Origin of the sequence: Arenibacter aquaticus (genome assembly GCF_003957295.1) — a bacterium.
Classification (GTDB): domain Bacteria; phylum Bacteroidota; class Bacteroidia; order Flavobacteriales; family Flavobacteriaceae; genus Arenibacter; species Arenibacter aquaticus.
The window spans coordinates 443,914-464,228 of record NZ_RQPJ01000003.1 but is presented as its reverse complement, the minus strand read 5'-3'; the positions used below and the strand labels follow the sequence as shown (position 1 = coordinate 464,228).

The window sequence follows — 20,315 nt, the reverse complement described above, 5'->3', positions numbered from 1 at the left end:
TGATGTCCCTTAAAAATTAAAAGGAAAATATGTCCATAATTTCAAAGAGTGCAATAGCCACCGGCGATGGAAAATTTGTTATAGACCATGTTACCCTTGGGGAACCCCTTGAAGATGAGGTAGTGGTGAAAATGAAGGCAGCAGGCCTATGCCATACCGATTACGATTCCCTTTCTTGGGGCAAGCCTGTGCTTATGGGACACGAGGGGGCAGGTATCGTTGAAAAAGTAGGGGCAGGCGTTAACAACCTTGCGAAGGGAGACCAAGTTATTTTTAATTGGGCCACTCCATGTATGAGCTGTTTCCAATGTCAGGAAGGAAATCAGCATATTTGCGAGAATAATTCTCCCGTTGTTGCGGGAGGAAATGGCTATACCCCTGGGCATGCCCATTTGGAAGGTACCCAATGGAAGGGGAGACCCATAGAGCGTTCCTTTAATATTGGAACACTTAGTGAATATGCCCTGGTAAAAGCCTCGGCTTTGGTAAAGGTTGATGATGAGAATCTAAACTTTTCAGCCGCCAGTATTGTCAGCTGTGGGGTGATGACGGGCTACGGTTCTGTAGTGAATTCGGCCCGACTAAAAGCCGGTAGTTCTGCAGTGGTTTTGGGGTGTGGGGGTGTTGGATTGAACGTCATCAACGCCTGCGCAATTTCCGGTGCTGCAAGTATTTTAGCGGTAGACATAAATCCAAATAAACTGGAATTGGCCAAACAATTTGGTGCCACCGATGTTATCTTGGCCGATAGAACCGATACGGGACTTGCCCAGGTAGCGGAAAAAGTAAAGAAAATGTTTGATGGGAGAGGAGCCGATTACGCTTTTGAATGTACTGCAATCCCCTCCTTGGGAGCTGCACCCTTGGCCATGATCAGGAATGCGGGAACGGCGGTACAAGTAAGCGGCATTGAAGAAGAAATTACGGTTGATATGCGACTCTTTGAATGGGACAAAATATACATCAATCCCTTATACGGAAAATGTCGCCCTGAAATTGATTTTCCAAAATTGATGCGATTATACAAAAAGGGGGATTTAAAATTGGATCAGATGATTAGTAGGGAATATCAACTTGAAGATTTACATCAGGCATTGGACGATATGCTCCAAGGAAAAAATGCAAAGGGTGTAATAGTTTTCAATTAATTTTAGGATATGAGCAAATTTAGAACCATTGAACTTTCCGATAAAGCCTACGAAAATGATGAACTGAGGTTTTTAACCATCAAAACAAAAAACTTGAAGGGTAGGGGAGATATCTGTCTTTTTGTACCAAAAAACGCCGCAAATCATAGGGACCTCCCGATCTATATACTTTTACATGGCGTATACGGCAGCTCCTGGTCATGGTCCATGAAAGGTGGTGCGCATATTACGGCAAAAAGATTAATGGATAAGGGCGATATACGTCCTGCCATTATTGCCATGCCTTCGGACGGACTTTGGGGTGATGGTTCTGGCTACTTGTCCCATAGGGAAAAAGACTTTGCCAAGTGGATTGTGTCCGATGTTCCAGAGGCCATAATTGAAACTATGGCCGGAGCAACCAAAAACTCCCCATTATGTATTGGGGGATTGTCTATGGGCGGATATGGTGCCTTGATGCTTGGAGGGCAATTTTCCCATAAATTTAAGGCTATTTCGGCCCACAGTGCCATAACCAGGTTTGAGCAGATGGCCGCCTTTGTAGAAGAGCCCCTTGCTTCCTACGAAATAGGTGATTCGGACAAAAACGTCATCGACCTAATAAAAAAACAACAAGGTCAATTGCCTGCCCTACGCTTTGATTGTGGTACAAGTGATGACCTCTTGGAAGCCAATAGGACATTGCACAAAGAACTGCAAGAACTAAAAATAGTCCATACCTACGAAGAATTTGAAGGGGGGCACGAATGGCCGTATTGGCAGAGGCATTTGAAACAAACTTTAAGTTTTTTTGACCAGCAGATTGACTAGAACTTGAGTGTACAGGTAGCTTAGATCATAGTTGGCAGGAAACAGGTAATCATCCTTGGATTTTCCCCGATTATATTTAATTCATTTTATTTGTAGCTCTATGATATTAAAGAATAGTAAATATTCCCTTAATTAAAAAAGGGAGTAGAATTAATCCCACTCCCTTTTTCACTGGCAATACAATTAATCCTATTGCTTAATAACCTGGGTTTTGGGTGGTGAGTGGGTTGCCACTTTCATCTTTGCCACCAGCATCAATTTGGGATTGAGGTATTGGCATATATTCATGCTTACCTGCAACAAAGGTAGCACCGGTTAAAAAGCCTCTAGCAATCTTTTCCTTTTCTAAATAGGTGTTTATAACATCTGCTGCAATACCCCATCTTACTAAATCAAAAAAGCGATGACCTTCGTGTGCCATTTCCAAACGACGTTCCGTTCTTAAAGCAATCGTAGCTTCTTCTTTTGAATCAAAGGGATCATTATAGGTGTCGATCATGTAATTGGCCGCATTTGCAGTGCCTTCTAGGTTTTGAATATAACAGCCCGTTTTTGCCCGCTCTCTTACCATATTTATATAAGTTCTCCCTTCTTCCAAATTGCCCAACTCTATTTCTGCTTCTGCTTTCCATAACAAAACATCGGCATATCTAATAATACTGTAATTGGCAGCTGTGACATAAGGCCAAGATGGTAAATAATCGGGATGATTTGCCGAAATCACCCTTTTCTTAGGGCCATATGGGCCATAAGTAGCTAAATCCCTAGCCCAACTTTCTTCATAGTTGATCCCTAAATCTTTATAAGGAATCCCTGGTCGTCCAATGGTAACATCCAATCTTGGGTCTACATTATCGGTTTCGGTAAGATCTACATTTCCTAGTATTGGCATTCCATCAACGTCCGTTTTGTAGGCATTTACTAAATTCTGAGAAGGACGTAAAAAGCCGTATGCCGGATATCTAGGCCCCCCAGGAGGCATTAAACGATCACCAATGGATCCATTATAATTACTGGGAGAACCATCATTAATTGAATATTGAATTGCAAAAACAACTTCTTCTCCATTGTCGTTTTCCGGTATAAATATTTCACTGAAATTAGGCGTTAAACTATAACCTCCTTTAGAAATGACTTCGTCTGCAGCATCACTGGCCAACTGCCATTTTCCCTGGTATAAATAAGTTTTACTCAAGTAAGCCCATGCCGCGTATTTGGTTGGTCTGCCTGGATCTGCTTGAGTTTCCGGCAAAACGGCAATGGCTGCATTAAAATCTTCCTCTATTTTTGTCCAAATTTCTTCCGGAGTAATTTGGGTGTTGGACAAGTAATTTCCATCCTCATCCGTATAGGAGATTCTATTGTACAGTTTCTTAAGTTCAAAGTAGAAATGACCTCTTAAAAAACGCATTTCAGCAACGCGTTGGGTTTTGGTAGCCTCATCAAAATCTGTAGTATTTTTTAAAGCCTTTAAGACGGTATTTGCACGATAAACCCCTTCATAAAGTACACTCCACTTTTGAACAACATCAATAATTTGTCCGTCAATATTGTAAATTTCCATTCTGTGAATTTGGTTTTGGTCACCTGTACCGCCACCACCTTTATAGGCATCATCAGAAAGCACATCGCCAAAACTCCAGTTGGAAGCGGGCGAGTTAAATGCGTTGGAGGCTTCATTACCTTGTCCATTTAATATGCTGTAGGCGGAGATTACCAAAGATTCTATATTTTCTGGTAATTCAACCTGACCGTCTGTTAGCTCTCCAAATGGTTCTTTTTCCAAGAACTCATCGCTACAGGAGACCAATAACCCAATTAAGGCAAATAATATGACTATATTTTTCATTTTAATATTTTTTTAGAAGTTGAAATTAAGACCTAAAGTAAATGTCTGTGAACTTGGGTATATACCTCTATCTACGCCAATATCCAGGTTGCGATCATCGGAATCGTAATTCTGTAAACCAATTTCCGGATCCAAACCTTCGTATCCTGTTATGGTAAATAAATTGTATGCTTCCAAATAAACTCTAATTCGCGAAGCTCTTATTTTTTCAGCTACATTTTCAGGAAGGGTGTAGCCCAATTGAAAGGTTTTTAGACGTAAGAATGAACCATCTTGTACGTAGTAAGAAGATGGTCTAATATTGTTGTTTGGGTCATTTAAAGAAACTCTAGCTAAATCGGTATTCGTATTTTGTGGTGTCCACGCATTTAGAATACGATCGTTCTTATTATAGTTGGCCAAGTTGAAAAAATCGGTATAGTATCGCGACAAATCATAAATATCATTTCCTTGGGAACCTTGAAATAACAATGTTAAATCCAGTGCTTTATAATTGGCAGTGAAATTAATGCCATATGTAAAATCTGCATGCGGAGAACCAATGAAAGTACGATCAAGATCATCTATAACATTATCGTTATTGATGTCTTTAAACCTATAATCCCCAGCAACGGCACTTGGCTGATTACTGGAAGCCGCCTCGGCATCGGAAGAAAAGATACCTTCTACCACATGGCCGTAGAACGAAGCTATTGGTTGCCCAACTGCAGTTCTTGAGGTATTCTGGTCAAAATTTACACTATGTAAAACCCCAGGGTCTGTTTCTATAAAATTTATGCCTTCCCCTAATGACAGTAATTCATTATCAATAACAGAGAAATTAACAGCTATATTATAGTTGAAGTCTTTTGCACGATCACTTTGATAATCCGCGGTAAATTCAAAACCTTTGTTTTCCATCTCACCAACATTCTGCCATTGACCACTATTGGAAAAACCTGCTTGATCTGGTGCCAAGGTTTTAAACAATAATAAATCTTCTGTGTTTTTATAAAAGTAATCCGCAGAAAAAGTCAAGGCATCCTTAAGAAAACCAAAATCCAAACCAACATTGATCTGTGTAGTTGTTTCCCATTTTAAATCCGGGTTCGCAATTCTGGATAAAGTAAAACCAGTTTGTGTACTGTTTTGAGCTCCATCAATGGCGTAATTGGAATAATACGGATTACTACTATATCCAGATAGTGTTTGGTAAGCAGGGATGTCTTGATTACCTGTTACACCCCATCCAGCACGTAATTTTAAGTTGGACAAAGCCCCTTCCTTATTAAAGAAATTCTCTTCCGATATTTTCCAACCCGCTGATAGTGCAGGAAAAGTACCCCATCTATTATTTAATAATTTAGAAGTACCATCACGTCTCAAGGTAGCGGAAAACAAATATTTATTATCGTAGGTATAATTTAATTTACCGAAATACGAAAATAAGGAGTACTCTATTTTATCCCCGCTATTGGTTTGTGTGCCTTGGTCACCTGCATTTAATATTCTAATGTTTAGTTCATTGGTAGGTAGATCATCAATAGAAGCGGTAGTAACTTCATATAGATTTTCGATACTTTCCATCCCGACTAAGGCACTAAAATTGTGCCTATCAGCAAAAGTTTTTGTGTAATTTAAGGTATTAGACCAAACCCAGTCGAACTGCTTATTATTTCTGATAGATAAACTATTGATTACTCGCTGTGGGTTTGGCTCCTTATAAGTGGGACTAAATGAGGTTCTATCGGATGTAGTGTAATTAAGTCCAAAATTAGTTTTGAATTTTAAATCTTCATAAAGTTGAATTTCGGTAAATACATTACCAAATACACGTACCTTATTTTCAACATTATCTTTATTTCGGTATAAATTACCTAACGGATTTTGAGTATCCGATAATGGATAACCGGTGAATTCTCCATTAATATCATAAACTGGAGCTATACTTGGAATTCTAAAGGCATCGTAAACGGCATTCCCCAACAATGAATTAGTACTGGTTCCAACACTTTTGGAGTAAGCAACGGTTAGGTTTTCGCCTATTGTTACAACGTCATTGAACAATTTATAATCCGAGTTCAAACGTGTGGTAATTCTACTAAAATCTGTGTATTTCAAGGTTCCTTCTTGATCAAAATAACCTAATGAGAACATACTATGGGACTTTTCACCTCCTTTGGCCAAACTTATGTTATAAGATTGGATAATTGCTGGATCAAAAATTTCACCGACCCAATCCGTGTTAGCGGAAGGAATTGTGTTTTCAGCATCTAAAAAATCAGGAATTACAGGAGAAGTACCGTTGCCATATATGGCATGGGCAGGTGTTATTCCATCATTGGCAAAACCTTGCCAATATACATTTCCATAGTTCTGTGCACTTAGATTATTTGGTAAATTAGTAGTATTCTGAATACCGGAATGCATGTTGATCGAGACCTTTGTTTCCTCTGATTTACCTTTTTTGGTAGTAATTATTACAACACCATTTGCGGCCCTGGAACCGTAGATGCTGGATGATGAAGCATCTTTTAATACTTGAAGCGACTCAATATCATTTGGGTTGATAAGGTTGATGCCTGAAGTTGTAGGCACACCATCTATTACATAAAGTGGATCGTTATTTCGTATCGTGCTATATCCCCTAATTCTAAGGCTACTAGGGCCACCAGGAGAGGCTGAACTTACGACGTTAACACCGGAAACCTGGCCTTGTAGCATATTGTCGACACTGGCAACAGGTTGGCTTACTACATCGCCCATATCAACAATAGCGACGGCTCCAGTTAGATCACTTTTTCTTTCTGACGTATATCCGGTAACTACAACCTCGGCCAAGGCAGCGGCGTTTTCCAATAATGTTACCGAGATTTTAGCGTCTCCGTTTAAGCTGACTTCTTGTGTAGTGAATCCAATATATGAAATGACCAAAACGGCATTTTCATCTGTTACCTCTATGGAGAAATTACCATCAAAATCGGTTGTTGTGCCGTTAGAGGTGCCTTTTTCCAAAATACTCGCTCCAGGGAGCGGTTCTCCTAAACTATCTGTAATCTTACCTGATACTGTTTGCTGATACGCATCATATACATAGTTATTAATATCATTGTTTACATGTGCATGGCTGTTAGAATACAGAGCAACGAATACTAGTAAAATCAACGAACTAATATTTGTCCTTTGTGATTTTGAATACGAACATTTAATGTTCCGTGGAGGGTTTGGCATAATAAAAATAAATAGAGTTTTGAATTTGATTTTTTGTTTTGAATGTTATACTTCTCTGCCGTATACTACAGTTTAAAGGCAAAAAGTACTTTTAGGGTTACAGCTTTTCTGGAGAGTTTTAGGTCATATATAGCTCATTTAATTTTCAGGTTTTCTTACAAGGCGCAAAATTGAAAATTTAAATGCATGTTAAAAAAGGTCATTGTTATTGTTAAAGAAACCTTAATCAATACATTATTAAAATTTAATATTGGAAGTTGTGGTTACAGAGAAATTTCACCTTAAAAGTAGTATGGCCTGGTGTTAATTACCCAGTTAAAGTGGGATGCTAAGACTTGTTAGCCAGAGTAGTAAAATAAATGCGGCCCTGGGTTTCCTATTAAATCAATACCTTTTCTGCACAATAAGTTGGAATATACATTAACTTAACATTGTAGTTAGGTTTTAAGATTTTAGAGCTGCTAAACCGTTCTTGACAGATATTTAAAGAAGAAAACCAGACCTTAATAGGAGCAAACCCTTTGATATATAGTTACACCCTTCATCAAGGACAAACTTATTTGCCCTGAGGGTCTTATAGATTTTAAAATTCCTGTCCTAACTAAGGTTTTATCAGGTGGTTTTGGGGTTGGAAGTGGCTACCGCCCTGCTATTGGGTTCTATGCCAGATCCGAAACGCTCCGCATAATTATAGGTAAACTCGGCGCCAAAAAAAAGGATCAGGCAAGAGTAGGATACCCACAATAGAATTAATACAACGGTCCCAGCGGCACCGTATGTGGACCCGGGTTCGGCCTGTCCGAAATAATATCCCAAGGCCGATTTTCCCAGGACGAACAATAAGGCTGTTATGACGGCTCCAATCCTTACCGATGGCCATTTTACATTGGCATCGGGCAAGTATTTGAACATTAGCCCGAAAAGTACCGATATGATGGCTATAGAAATCAGAAAATCGATCCCATAGGCCACATAGAGCAAAATATCGGGCAAGACCTGACGTATAAAGTCGTTTAATACCGATATGGCTGCCGTTACCATAAAACTGATAAGCAATAGAAAGCCAATGGCCAGTATAAAAGCAAAACTTAGCATACGGTCCAAGACCACTTTTTTTATTTTGGCCTGGGGATCCGATTTTATCCTCCAAATGGCGTTCAATGATATTTTTAAATGATAGACCACTCCAGTTGCAGCAAACAACAGTACCCCAACCCCTATAATGGAGGAGAGTGTACTTTTATGCTCGTTCTGTGTTTCGGCTATCATTCCTTGTATGGATGTTGCCGCATCACTGCCCAATGCCATGGAGAATTCTTCGGTTAGTTTCCCCTGTACAATTTCTGTGCCCCAAACGGCTCCTACAACATTTACTATGATGACCAAAAGAGCAGGTAGGGAAAGGATGGCATAATAGGCGACTACGGCACTAGACCTAAATGGGTCGTGGGACATCCATGACTTATAGGTGTCAATTATCAAACCTGGTAAGGCTTTTAGGGAAAACTTTTCTTGCGTATTGCTGCCCATGTCTTTTATTTTTAAATAGATCTTTAAACAACAACATAGCAGAATAAACCCGAATTCTGTAACTTAAAAACACTAAATATTAACCCTATTTAATTTAAAGGATAATAGAGATCCTCTTATTGCCTACACCTGAATAACAAAGTTGTTGGTCGTTTTCTGGTAATTTCCCTGCGCATATGGCTGGATGCACTTGTACAATAAGGTCTTAAGTAGATTAAAGGAGTTGGGCTTTTGTAGGTACCCACTGGCTCCCATATCTTTAAAACTCTCCACTTCACTTTTTTCAAAGGAGTTGGAATAAATAATGACAGGTAAGGAACCAATACGCTCGGTTTCCCTAATTTTTAACAGGCAGGCAGCACCGTTCATCAATGGCATATTTATATCTAGGATGACTAAATCTGGTAATGGGGTTTCTTTGACCATTAGTTGGCCCATCAAATATATGCCATCTTTAAAATTGTACATTTTACAGTTTATGGGCAGTTCTTCCAATGCCTCCGAGAATAGCATAAGATCATCTTCGTCGTCATCGGCAAGGTAGATTTTTATTGGTTTTTTGTTAGCGGTCATCGGTCGTGGTTATTTAAAGAATAGTAAGCCTATACAAGATAATTCTTTTTTGGCCAATCTTAAAACCTTAATTGTCAATGAACCAATAATTTATGCAGACGGGTTACTTTTTTATATAGTTGGGGTTTTTATTAGTGAAACTCAATTTTGAGAAGTCAGTAGGACGCACTGAAAATTGAAAGTTGAACTAATCCCGCCTTTTTCTGCAGGATCCAGGTTCAATGCCTCGACCCTTGGGTCGATTCCTATTATTGGGTTCTGGGTACACGCCAAGCCCCGTTATTTATTCGAGATAAAATAAAATTGGATTGCACAAATTGGATTGCTGTTTATACAATACATTGTGTTTGAACCTAAAAATAAAATAAAAATGAACGTACAAGCTTATTTGGCATTTTCAGGAGATTGTTTAAAGGCATTGAATTTTTATGCAGATTGTTTTGATGCCGAGATAGTAAATAAGCAAACCTATGAAGAATCTAAAATGGATATTCCCGAATCGTACCGACATCAACTGCAGCACGCAGAGCTAAAGGGGAAAGGCATAAAATTAATGGCTTATGATGCAGCACCCGATACACCATTGAACAATGGTAATAAAATTCATATGGCTATAGATATGGATCAGCGGGAAAAGGCTAAAGAGTTATTTCGCAAACTTTCCGATGGCGGTCAGGTTAATCACAACTTTGTGGAAAAAGAATGGGGGGCCATGTATGGCCGATGTACAGATAAATTTGGAATTCACTGGATGGTCAATTGTGATCTGTAATCCTAATTGATTAAATTACAGTTAATAATACTGATTAACAAAGCGTATGTCTCAGATTGACCCTAAAATTATCCGTCAAATCTTTATATTACTTCTCATTATTCTGCTTGGAGGCATAATATTTCAGGCAATACTACCTTATTTTTCTGGGGTTTTGGGCGCAATAACCTTTTATGTGCTATTGCGCAAGCCCATGGCAAAGCTGGTAAAAAAAGGATGGCTGCCCAATGTGGCGGCCACTTTTTTGCTTATAGTGTCCTTTGTTGGTATCTTATTGCCTATTTCTGGTATTGTTCTAATGCTGGGGAATAAGGTGGAAAGTGCCGTTCAGAATTCTGAAAAAGTGATTACTGCGGTAGAAACCCAAATGGCCAAATTGGAAAATCAGTTTGGATATGATGTTACCTCCCAAATAGATGCCAACGCCGTATCTACCTGGCTATCCAAAAACCTTCAGGGCTTTGCCGGGGGCACCTTTAATATTTTTATTGCTGTAGCCATTATGTATTTCATGCTTTTTTATATGTTGACCAACAGGAGGGAATTGCGGGAATCCCTATTCGAGTATATTCCCATTAGCAAGGATAATCTAAAGATAATTGGAGAGGAAATCAGGGCCATGGTCCGATCCAATGCCCTGGGGATTCCCTTGGTGGCTCTAGCCCAAGGAGTTATAGCACTAATAGGGTTTTTAATATTTGGTATTAATTCCCCCGTTTTCTGGGCAGTAATTGTAACCATAGGGTCTATGATCCCTTTTGTTGGTGCCCTTTTGGGTATAGCGCCCGTTTTTATACTGGCCCTGTCCACTGGTAATACCTTTCAGGCCTGGGGTATTTTGATCTACGGTTTTGTTATTGTAGGGTCTACAGATAATTTGTTTCGCCTCTATGTGCTTAAAAAATTGGATAACGTACATCCATTGATTACCCTTATAGGTGTAATTGTGGGGGTACCCATTTTTGGATTTATAGGCCTAATTTTTGGACCTCTGCTTCTTAGTCTTTTTCTTATCATTGTACGTATGTACAAAAAAGAATACGCCAAAGAACAAGGAGAACAACTTTAATACCCCTTGTTACCTAGTCACTTAATTGAATAAGATTATAGGAACAGCATTTTAAAGTTGGTTTCTTTATATATGATATTACAATATGTTTAAAACCCGATAATGGCCTTAAACAAAAAAATAACCCCAATCCTAGGATTGGGGTTATTTAGGGGGGAACTTTCACAAATTCTTACAAGTTGCTTATTTCTTCTTTTAGCTCTTCTTTTTTCTTACCGGTTTTTTCCTGTAAACGGCCTATCATTTCATCAAACTTGCCTTCTGAATAGGTAAGGTCATCGTCTGTAATATCACCGTATTTTTGTTTGAACTGTCCTTTCACTTGCTTCCATTTTCCTTCCAATTGATCGTTGTTCATTGTACTTTATTTTTTAGGTCTACCTATTGGGTAGACGGGTTAATAATTTAACTATCATAAAGTTACGTATTGTTTAAGGTGTTCATTGATTCTAAGAAATTCATTTTTGACACATTTACTCGATAATCGAGACTTCAACCTACCTGGCGCAGACAGGTGCTCTGGCATTTACCCGCCCGTATCAGTTGAGGAGGGCGTCAAAATCTTAAATAAGAATCCCTTCAATGCCTTGAGGGCCTGCCTTTATGGGCAGACAGGCTTGCCATGAGGTAATTAACTTTCCATGATATTTTTTGGGGTAAGTTTAGGTTCTGGAACCGGAAAGGTGAATGGGATGACTCTTAAAAAGGGTATCCTATGGCAAAGTTGAAAGTGATGTTGTCACTACCCCCATTAAAAAATGGAATATTGCTGCGTTCTCCTTCGGGGAGGTAAGGGATTTGTAATGGGGAGGCAAGGTCAAAGCGCAATACAAAGCTTTGGATGTCTACTCTAAGGCCGAATCCCACACCAATACCCAGCTCTTTGGTCCAATTACTACCAAACTTTCCTTTGGCAAACAATTCTTCGTTGAATTCCCTGCTTTCGGCAGGTTCATCTTCAGCTATCTCAATTTCATTGGTCAACCATACATTTCCGGCATCGGCAAAAATCGCTCCTTTCAGGTAGGACCATATAGGGAATCTATATTCTAAATTACCCTCCAATCGCAGATTTCCAGACTGATCGAAGAAAGACGAGGAGCCATCTTCGACGGAATTAAAGGTTCCTGGACCCAATGAGCGTATTTGAAATGCCCTTACACTATATGGGCCACCCGAAAAAAATTGTTTTACAAAGGGTAGGGTAGAGGAGTTGCCATAAGGTATGCCCCATCCTGCATATAGTCTACTCACTAGGGCTTGTTCCTTGCCCCATTTAAAATAATAGCGAAAATCGATATCCGCCTTGGCATATTGAGCATATTCCATTCCAAAAACGGTTTTATCGGATCCCCCTATTAGATGTAACAGATTCCCGGCTATATCAACACTTGTAGAGAGAAATATCGGCTGTTTATTGTCGTTGTCTACCAGTTCATTATAGGTAAAGTTGTAATTGAGTCCGGCAATAAACTGTTGGTCGAAACTCTGTTTTAAAAAAGGATTATTGTCCAATATAGTGTTGAATTCATCGGTGGTATTGAACAGCTTTACGTAATTAACACTTATAGGATTAAGTTCATGGTACACATATCTATTGGCATTCCAGGTATAGCCAAAGGAAGTATTGAAAGAACCAAGGGTATATAGCTTGGTTCGTTTTAGGAAATCGGTTCCAAGGCTTATTTTCGTTTTGGGCACGGCATATTTAAACTGCTTGGGGGAAAAGGGCAGTAGCCTGGGTAAGATCAGATCTGCCTTAAGGCCACCGGCTATGCTGCTAAGACCGGTTTTTTCACCTCCCGAAAGTTGTGTCTCATAAGCAAAGTTAGCTGTGATACTCAAGGTTTCCCCTCCCTTAAAGAGGTTTCTATTGTTGTAGGTGAGTGACAATCCAGGACCAGCAAAACCATTGGATTTGGTTACCGCCTGTAATTGTGCCCTTAACGATCTTTTTGTCAAGGGTGATAGCATTATATCGGCGTACAAGGAAGCTGTGCTGTCTACCTCCACAGTATCTTTCATATTCAAGCGAATATTTACAAACTTATAATTCCCAAGGGCCGAAAGTCTGTTGCTGGTTAACCTGGCAACCTCAGAATTATATTTTTCACCTAGCTCCATCAGGATATAGGGCTCCAGTTTTTTAGGTTTGAAAAATTCCTTCTTCTGAAAGAAATGAATGCCGTTTAATTCATAAGGTTTGGGTGTATCCTTTTTATCGGTATCTATGGAGTAGTTGGGATAAACCGCTATGGAATCAATGGTATAGGGGATAAGTGATTTTTTTGGAACATTTTTTTTCAACCTTAGAAAAAGGTCGGTTTTTTTGTTATCATAGCGATTGGTATCGGCTTCAAAAATCAAAAATTCTGGGTTAAAATTGTAATACCCCCTTTGTTTAAGTACATGATCTATCCGCTCCCTTTCAAATTTCATCAGTTCTAGATCAAATCGGTCACCAAGCTTTATTTGGGTTTCCTCCAAAGCTTTTTCAATATCTGCATAGATGGGCAAAGAGTCTTTGTCCAGCTCAAATTTTTCAAGAGTATAGGGCTTAGGGACTCTTATGTTGTATTTGATTGCCGCCTTCTTTTGACTGCTATCTATCTCTGGGAATACCTTGCTGTAGAAAAATCCACGGTTGTCCAACCTGTTCAACATTAGCTTCTCTACCCGTTGTTTGTTTACATCCGACAGGTAAACAGGTTCCTCCCCAATTTTCTTGTTGAGCCACCGGTTTAAAAATCCGGGCCTTTTTTTCTGGGCCTTATAATGGAAATACAGGCCTGGTCTCATGCCCAGTATTTTTGAGTTAGGTTGTGGCTCCAATAGATTTTGTAATTCCTGCTCTATATATTTAGTGTTCTTTACTTCTTTGTTAAATGAAATAGCAATATTGGAACCGGTATATAGGCTTTCATCCTCTGGGATATATTTGCCAACACTGCAGGAGTACAGACATGCCAAGACGAGCACAATTATTATAAGCGGGTATGTTTTAATTGGTGTGGGACTTCTCATTCTTTTATTTCTTCTTTATCCTTTTCTTCCTCAGATTGGGAATTGTTCAAGGGGTTGAACAATTCACTAAACCTATTAAATTCCCTATTAAAGATAAGGGCTACCCCGGTAACGATCAATTGTCCGTCTATGATGTTTTCATACTCGTTCTTTCTAAAGCCTTTAAGTCTATAGCGGCCGTCTTTTGTAAGTAAATATTCTATGCTTAGGTTGCCAATAATAGGGGTTTCTTCCTGTCCTGGCTGCGCACTCCCTTCTACATCAACAGCACTTCCTGCGGTTACGATCAAGCGGTCGTTAAACAATTTCTTTTGGGCATTGATGTTTAATTGGGTTCGGTCTTGGGGACTCTCGCCCTGGTAGTCCGTAAAACTGTCCAGATCAAAGTCCAGCTCAAACCCCGATTGTCCGAATATCTTATCTGAAAAGGCGTTTAATTCCCCGGACAATACTTTGTTCACATTATCCCTTGCAATGGCCGCGGTACCACCAGTGCTGCCATCACTTCCCGAATCTGGATAAAAGCGATTTAAGGCCAAGAGGGAAAAAACCTGTTTGTTCAGTTCGGCCTCCTGCTGGTTCAATTGTTGGACTCGTCCGTACACCGCACCGCCCAAGGACCCCTGCTCATCTTCTGGCATATCCAGCCCAAAAGACAATTTTGGCTCCAATAATTCCCCATCTACATGTAAATAGACCAAAAATGGAAGGACTTGACGGTATTTGCTGGTTACGCTTATATCCTCACTTGATACTACGCTGGACATAAGGGGAGCGGCAGAAGTTTCTACCTTATAGGTCGCAGTAACATCCATTTTGGCATCTGTAGGGTCGCCCTGCCAACTAATGGTGCTATTGGGGTTTATAAGGAACCTTCTTTGAACCAGGTTATAGAGGTTGGTCTCATAATGACCGGAGTTTAGCTTATACCTGCCCGTGAGTTGTATCCTACCATTTGGTTCCATATTAAGATTAAGGGAGGCATTTCCAGAAACTTGAAGGTTGTCTCCAGTTCGTTCATCAATAATTATATTGAATTTGGAATCATCGGCTATTTCCAAAATAGCTTTTACATCCATGCCCCTAAAGAAAGTTGTAGTTTCTTCCGTTTCATTTCTGGTGAGTATTGCATCGGGACGCTGACGGTTTACAAAAACAACTACGCCCTCACGTTCTTCCACATCCAATTGCGATTCTGGAACAACATAGGTCACCGTTGTACCTTCGCGTACACGCAATTTTCCGTTTATTATGGGAAGATTTAGATCACCTTTTACGGTAATATCCGCATCCAAACTAGCATTTCCGTAGAACAATTCGTTGTCTTTTTTCGTGGAATTAAGGAATTGAAATTGTTTGGCGTTGAGACTGAGGTCAAATTTTGGGTTTAGCATTTCTTCTGTGAGCACGGAGCCGTCCAAAACAAAATTATTCCCATTGGCATCGGTTATATCAAAACTGTCCAAATAGAGTCCGGCCGTATCAAGTTTTAAGGTTTCCTGCCCTATGTTAAAATTAGCATTTAATGCGGTCACATTAAACTCGGCCTCATTAAAACTAATGTTACCGTTGTATTGTGGGGCAGTGGTGGTACCTGAAACATCTATTTTTCCGGAAAGATATCCATCGGTATTTTTCAATGCTCCAAAGGAAAACCCTTCCAGCACATTCAGAGCTATTCTGTTTATGTCCAAATCCAAGTTTAGTTGGGCCCCGGTTTTTGCTGCCGTAAAATCACCATTTAAATCAGTATCTATTCCATTGCCTTTTAGGGCCAGACTAAAATCATATTGTTCTGCGGATTTGGAGGCGGCTGATAAGGATAAATTGCCCAAGGGGTGTTGCATTACTTCCAAGTCATTAATTTTATAATCGGCCACTATTCCTGTAGCTCCGTAGGGATTTTCTATGGTAAGATTCCCGTTGACCAATCCGCTAGCAATAGGGGAGTCCGGGTTAAGCAGGCTCAGGAAGGTTTGCAGTCTAAATTGCTCGAAGTTTATGGAGAGCTGTTTTTTTTCTGAACTGGAATGGCCGCTGCCAAATCTTAGTTGTTGGGAATTCCTGATTAAATTTACATTCTTCAAACCTAAGTGGTTAGGAGCAAAAGTTATCTGGTTGTCATGAGGGATCTCCCATTCCTTTTTATTGAACAGGAGGCCATTAGGCTTTATTTGGAGCACAGTGGTGTCCTTGGCAAGTTTCAAGTTAGAGGCAATATGCATTACTTTTTCCTTTTCGTCCCATGAACTAAAATCCAATTGTAATTCCTTGTTCTTTAAAATCCCTTCCAAATATGTTTTTTTTATATGTACCGGGTCTGCTAGGAGATTAACAAGTCCGGCAGTAAAATTCAGGTTGGTAGAATCCCCTATAATGGATAGGGTTAGACTGTCCATAGTAATATCCTTGTATTTGGCATAAGGTACATGTAAAGTAGCCTTTATGTTTTGGGTTGTGGCGTCAAAGCTGGCATTTGCACGAATGGAGTCCATTTGGTCCAAATCGCTTAAAAAGACCTCGGTAATTAGAGCATTGGGATGTATGTTCAGGTTCATTTCAAGTTTTACCGAATCTGATGCGGAGGGTACTTTTATGGTATCTTGAAAATAATTTTTGAATTGCTGACCAAGCGCTTTATTGATTCCCTTTGGTGAGGCATTGGATGTGAATCTACCATTCATAAAATCGCTATTAATCTTTGCACTGGTACTAAGAGAGTCTATTTTGGAGCTAAGCTTGATATTGCCCATTTGATATTGCTGACTGTCATACACGGCTATACCATTGTTCATTTGAACATCTAGGGCATAGTTGTTCATATTGCCCTCAAAATTTGCTATCACGTCCAATCCAGCTTTAATGTTCTCATTGGTGATACCCAGTGCCTGCAGGTCGGCACCAATAACATTTAAGTTTAGTGAGGCTTTGGAATTCTTGGGATTAAAGGTCAATTTTGTTTTAGAATCCAAATTTAGGTTCTCATCCTTAAATTGTAAGTTGATAGTACCGTGCCCGTCTTCCATATTTCCCTTTAATTTCAGATTGGAGAAATCGTAATCTTTTAGTTTCAGTTGTGTGAAGTCCGATTCAAATTCTGCATTTAATGTTTCAAGGCTGTTGCCACTTCCTGAAGCCTTAACTTTAAGACTTATTATGTCTAGGGCATCATTTTTGATTAATTGCCCCAATTGCAGGCTATCCACTTTTAGGTTCCCGTTAAAGTTGATCTGGTCTTTTTGGGTATAACGTCCCTTTAGTTGGGCTGTGCCTTCCGGTATTTTCAGGAATGCCTCCCCAGAAATATCTTTTAGGTTACCATGGGTTTTGGCCTGTACCAAAATTGTCTTGGGCAGTACAATGCTGGAGTCTTTTATGGAAATAAATTGTTCCATATCGCTCCTTGTGGTAGAAGCGTTTAGGGTTGGGAAATTAAAGCGGATAGAATCGGTTTCCATAAGTTGGGAAATTTGGCCTTCGGCTACCAATGAACTGCTGCCCCACTCAAATTTCAGGTTGGGGAGATCCATCTCATTAACTGTGCCTTTTGCCTTTAAGGTTCCGGTAAACGGTTGCTGTTGGGCACTGGAAATATAAGGGTTCTCACTTAGGTTGGGTTGAAAAAAGAATGCATCCTGCACAGCTAGGCTTAGCTTAGGGATTTGTAGGTCTATCGATGTCTTTTCAGGGTAACGCATCATTTGATTTATAGACGCATACTCCATTTGTAGATCGGCGGCCAACAAACTGTTATTTGTCCGTAACTCCAGTTCAGAAATGCTTGCGGTATTGTCGTTAACCCTGGCCTTAAAACCTAGTCTTTGAAGCTTAAAGCCACTTTTGTCCGTAAAGGACAATCCGTCCAAATTTAAACCTATTTTTTTGGGATGGTAATTGAGGTTGTTGGCCCTTAAACTAATATTGGAAAGAAGAAGATCGTTAGGGTTAAATTGAGCTTCTGAAGCGGTATTATGATTGGAGTGAAACAGAAAAGTATTATTTTCCAAAAGTAATTTATCTGCCTTAAGAAACATTTCAGGCCATTTAAAGTCAATTTTTTCTTGAGTACTACTGATGGAATCCTGCTGTTTGTGTTGTGTTTTTAGAAAATTAAGGGCTACATCAGTGTTCTTTAAGGATAGCATCCGTATGTCCACGTCCTTCTTTTCTAGGTCTGCCCTTGGAAGCTTTAGTATAAAATCGCCCAGAGAGATATTGGCTCTTAGGCTATCAGGTATGGAGATATAATTGGCTCGGACATTGTTTAGTTTTAAATGGTTAACTCCAACTAGGGGAAGGGAACTAGGTTCCTCATTTTCAGAAACAATAGGCTTGGACTGTTTATATGAAATGGCAGTGTCTGATAGTTCTAGGTCCTTCAGGTTAAATTGTTGGGTATTTAGGTCTATGGTCCTGGCACGTAAGAACAAGTGCCCTAAATTAAGATTACCATCCATACCTAGGTATGCATCTTGGTAGTCAATTATAAAGTCGGATAATTTAACCGTCCCAATATTTATGTCCATAGGCTTAGCCTCTGGGGTAGGTGGGGTGGAGGGGTCTTGGGAAACCAGTGCCTCCACAATAAAGTCGAAATTGAATTTATCAGAATCAGCTTTTCTACTTATATAAGCGCGCAGGCCATCCCATTCCAGGGACTGTAAGTTTAATTTGTTTTGGAACAATAAGGGAGAAAGGGCAATGTTAGCTTCAAGCTTATTTGAAAAAAGGAGTGTGTCTCCTTTTTGGTCTTCCAGATAAAGCTTTTCCAAATAGGCATTCCCGGAAAACGTAATATAGAGTCGCTCCAGTTCAACTTTGGTTTTAGTCTTATCGGCAATAAAAGCAGTAGCCTTGGTAACAATTATATTTTGTCCCCAGGGGCTTCTAATAAAAAGTACCAAAATGATAAACAAACTGGCAAGCACCAAGAGCACTTTGGCGGTCCATTTTAAGAATCGATAGTTGGATTTGTCCTTATTCATAGTTTAGGGGACCAAAGATCATCAATAGTAATAAAATAAAGGTGCTTTTACCATTCTTATACTAACTTATTAAATTAAATAATGGGGTTTAAGAAATTGTTGGAATTATCTACTGCACTATCAAGGGAGAAAAGTAGTGGGTCCTTAAGGGCAACCTATTGCCACTTCATATGGAAAGCGATAAGGGAAATGGGGCAACAAAAGACGTTTTAGAGACTTTTATTCTTATTAAAAAGACCTATTGTTGCAATTGAAATGTAGATGTAGGAATTATAAATATATTTGCGGGAAATAAGTGGCTAAGGTTGCGGTTAGTGGGGTAAGTGAGGAAAGGCTATCCAATTTATTAAAGAACTAAAAGAGTGTAGATATGGCATCAGGATTTTTTGCGTTATTGGACGACATTGCCAGTTTGATGGATGACGTAGGGGCAATGACCAAAATAGCAGGTAAGAAGACAGCGGGTATTTTGGGGGATGATTTGGCGGTAAACGCAGAAAAAGCATCCGGTTTTGTATCATCAAGGGAAATTCCAGTACTGTGGGCCATTACCAAAGGGTCCTTATTAAACAAGTTGATTATTTTACCTGTAGCCTTTTTGCTCAGTGCTTTTTTACCTTTGGCCATCACCATAATCCTGTTGTTGGGCGGACTTTACCTGGCCTATGAAGGTGCGGAAAAAATTTATCATTTTTTAGCACCCAAACATAAGCCACAATCAGGGAAGGTAAAGACCAACTTGGGAAAGCAGGAAATCTTACTATTGGAAAAGGAAAAAATTAAGTCGGCCATAGTTACCGATTTCATCCTTTCTGTAGAAATAGTGATCATAGCACTGGGAACTGTGGTAGAACAGCCAATTGCGACCCAGATAGTAGTGGTGACCATAATAGCACTTGTAGCAACAGTAGGGGTATATGGAATTGTGGCCATGATAGTGAGGATGGATGATTTGGGCCTAAGGCTTATTGAATGGAATGGCAAGAAGCACAGTGTATCCGATAGTATAGGAAGGTTTCTTGTTGCCGCACTGCCTATAGTTGTTAAAAGTTTATCGGTCATTGGAACCATTGCCTTAGTTCTGGTAGCAGGTGGGATTTTTGTACACAATCTAGATTTTCTTCATCATTGGATAGAGGCATTGCCGGCCATAGTAGGTGAGTTTTTGGTAGGATTGCTTATTGGTTTCCTTTGTTTCTTGGTGGTTATGGTAAGCAAAAAGACCTGGAAGGCTTTTGGGCCAGAAAGGGAGGGGTCAAGAAATGTTGGGTAGATGGCATAATTGGGGATCTGAAAAGGTATGTAGCAATTTTTGGATTGGCATTTGGGTTTGGAGCGAATGTAA

12 protein-coding genes are annotated in these 20,315 nt (G+C 39.7%); 5 read left to right on the top strand and 7 right to left on the bottom strand.

Annotated elements, in window-relative coordinates:
* The first annotated feature begins 29 nt into the window (after positions 1-29).
* Both EHW67_RS08715 and EHW67_RS08710 read left to right on the top strand, forming a co-directional pair.
* On the top strand, positions 30-1,148 hold the full coding sequence (locus EHW67_RS08715) for a Zn-dependent alcohol dehydrogenase (protein ID WP_126161992.1): 1,119 nt from the start codon (positions 30-32) through the stop codon (positions 1,146-1,148).
* Positions 1,149-1,157: 9 nt separating this feature from the next.
* On the top strand, positions 1,158-1,958 hold the full coding sequence (locus EHW67_RS08710; RefSeq protein ID WP_126161991.1) for an alpha/beta hydrolase: 801 nt from the start codon (positions 1,158-1,160) through the stop codon (positions 1,956-1,958).
* 196 nt (positions 1,959-2,154) lie between these two features.
* Here the strand turns inward: EHW67_RS08710 and EHW67_RS08705 are convergent, their stop codons facing one another.
* The 4 genes from EHW67_RS08705 to EHW67_RS08690 form a co-directional block, all read right to left on the bottom strand.
* Positions 2,155-3,807 carry a RagB/SusD family nutrient uptake outer membrane protein gene (locus tag EHW67_RS08705; RefSeq protein WP_126161990.1) on the bottom strand — a complete coding sequence of 551 codons (1,653 nt, stop codon included), beginning with the start codon at positions 3,805-3,807 and terminating at the stop codon, positions 2,155-2,157.
* 12 nt (positions 3,808-3,819) lie between these two features.
* Positions 3,820-6,951, bottom strand: coding sequence for a SusC/RagA family TonB-linked outer membrane protein (locus tag EHW67_RS08700; protein ID WP_202911936.1), 3,132 nt, complete (start codon positions 6,949-6,951; stop codon positions 3,820-3,822).
* Between the two features lie 678 nt (positions 6,952-7,629).
* Positions 7,630-8,547 carry a YihY/virulence factor BrkB family protein gene (locus EHW67_RS08695; protein ID WP_126161988.1) on the bottom strand — a complete coding sequence of 306 codons (918 nt, stop codon included), beginning with the start codon at positions 8,545-8,547 and terminating at the stop codon, positions 7,630-7,632.
* A gap of 123 nt (positions 8,548-8,670) precedes the next feature.
* On the bottom strand, positions 8,671-9,120 hold the full coding sequence (locus EHW67_RS08690; protein WP_126161987.1) for a response regulator: 450 nt from the start codon (positions 9,118-9,120) through the stop codon (positions 8,671-8,673).
* A 370-nt stretch (positions 9,121-9,490) separates the two neighbouring features.
* Here EHW67_RS08690 and EHW67_RS08685 point away from each other — a divergent pair, with 370 nt between their 5' ends.
* The gene (locus EHW67_RS08685; protein ID WP_126161986.1) at positions 9,491-9,892 is read left to right on the top strand and encodes a VOC family protein; all 402 of its coding nucleotides are present in this window, start codon (positions 9,491-9,493) and stop codon (positions 9,890-9,892) included.
* 46 nt (positions 9,893-9,938) lie between these two features.
* Positions 9,939-10,961: an AI-2E family transporter gene (locus EHW67_RS08680; protein WP_126161985.1), complete on the top strand. Its 1,023-nt coding sequence runs from the start codon at positions 9,939-9,941 to the stop codon at positions 10,959-10,961.
* A gap of 172 nt (positions 10,962-11,133) precedes the next feature.
* On the opposite strand, the gene EHW67_RS08675 is transcribed toward EHW67_RS08680, so the two are convergent.
* The 3 genes from EHW67_RS08675 to EHW67_RS08665 all read right to left on the bottom strand — a co-directional run bounded on the left by EHW67_RS08675 (position 11,134) and on the right by EHW67_RS08665 (position 18,970).
* Positions 11,134-11,319, bottom strand: a complete 186-nt coding sequence (locus EHW67_RS08675) for a CsbD family protein (RefSeq protein ID WP_126161984.1) — start codon at positions 11,317-11,319, stop codon at positions 11,134-11,136.
* A gap of 341 nt (positions 11,320-11,660) precedes the next feature.
* Positions 11,661-13,985, bottom strand: a complete 2,325-nt coding sequence (tamL, locus tag EHW67_RS08670; RefSeq protein ID WP_126161983.1) for a translocation and assembly module lipoprotein TamL — start codon at positions 13,983-13,985, stop codon at positions 11,661-11,663.
* Entirely contained in the window at positions 13,982-18,970 is a 4,989-nt protein-coding gene (locus tag EHW67_RS08665) for a translocation/assembly module TamB domain-containing protein (protein ID WP_126161982.1), read from the bottom strand. Before EHW67_RS08665 ends, tamL begins: the two co-directional genes overlap by 4 nt.
* Positions 18,971-19,340: 370 nt before the next feature.
* Here EHW67_RS08665 and EHW67_RS08660 point away from each other — a divergent pair, with 370 nt between their 5' ends.
* On the top strand, positions 19,341-20,243 hold the full coding sequence (locus tag EHW67_RS08660) for a DUF808 domain-containing protein (protein ID WP_126161981.1): 903 nt from the start codon (positions 19,341-19,343) through the stop codon (positions 20,241-20,243).
* Positions 20,244-20,315 lie beyond the last annotated feature (72 nt).

Coding starts and splice junctions, on each gene's coding strand:
- EHW67_RS08660 (WP_126161981.1), top strand. CDS start 19,341: ATGGCATCAGGATTTTTTGCGTTATTGGACGACATTGCCAGTTTGATG.
- EHW67_RS08715 (WP_126161992.1), top strand. CDS start 30: ATGTCCATAATTTCAAAGAGTGCAATAGCCACCGGCGATGGAAAATTT.
- EHW67_RS08675 (WP_126161984.1), bottom strand. CDS start 11,319: ATGAACAACGATCAATTGGAAGGAAAATGGAAGCAAGTGAAAGGACAG.
- EHW67_RS08680 (WP_126161985.1), top strand. CDS start 9,939: ATGTCTCAGATTGACCCTAAAATTATCCGTCAAATCTTTATATTACTT.
- EHW67_RS08685 (WP_126161986.1), top strand. CDS start 9,491: ATGAACGTACAAGCTTATTTGGCATTTTCAGGAGATTGTTTAAAGGCA.
- EHW67_RS08705 (WP_126161990.1), bottom strand. CDS start 3,807: ATGAAAAATATAGTCATATTATTTGCCTTAATTGGGTTATTGGTCTCC.
- tamL (WP_126161983.1), bottom strand. CDS start 13,985: ATGAGAAGTCCCACACCAATTAAAACATACCCGCTTATAATAATTGTG.
- EHW67_RS08690 (WP_126161987.1), bottom strand. CDS start 9,120: ATGACCGCTAACAAAAAACCAATAAAAATCTACCTTGCCGATGACGAC.
- EHW67_RS08665 (WP_126161982.1), bottom strand. CDS start 18,970: ATGAATAAGGACAAATCCAACTATCGATTCTTAAAATGGACCGCCAAA.
- EHW67_RS08695 (WP_126161988.1), bottom strand. CDS start 8,547: ATGGGCAGCAATACGCAAGAAAAGTTTTCCCTAAAAGCCTTACCAGGT.
- EHW67_RS08710 (WP_126161991.1), top strand. CDS start 1,158: ATGAGCAAATTTAGAACCATTGAACTTTCCGATAAAGCCTACGAAAAT.